The following is a 265-nucleotide window of genomic DNA, read 5'->3' as shown; positions in this document are numbered from 1 at the left end:
GAAGGAGGGGGGAGGAAGAAGAAAGAAAGGAGAAAGAGGGAAGAGGAAAGGAAAAAAGGAGGGAGAGAAAAAAAAGGAGGAGGGAGGGAAAAGGAGAAGGGAAGAAAAGAGGAAAGGGGGAGAGAAAGAGGAGGAGAGGAGGAAGGGAGAAGAAAGAAAGGAAGAGAAAAGGAGGAAGGAAAAAAGAAGGGGAGGGGGAAAAGGGAGGGGAAGGGAAGAAGGGGAAGGAAGGGGAGAGAAGCAAGGCAGGAAGCCGGAGGAGGAC

At 51.3% G+C, this 265-nt stretch carries 1 protein-coding gene; it reads left to right on the top strand.

Going from position 1 to position 265, the window contains the following annotated elements; all coding sequences use genetic code 11:
• The coding region (locus LK536_RS58785) for a hypothetical protein (protein ID WP_506092332.1) at positions 1 to 265 on the top strand (265 nt) is incomplete at both ends.

The organism is Clostridium pacaense, assembly GCF_020709765.2.
GTDB lineage: Bacteria > Bacillota > Clostridia > Lachnospirales > Lachnospiraceae > Enterocloster > Enterocloster hominis.
The sequence above is the reverse complement of the archived record's forward strand: the minus strand, read 5'-3'. Positions and strand labels throughout refer to the sequence as shown.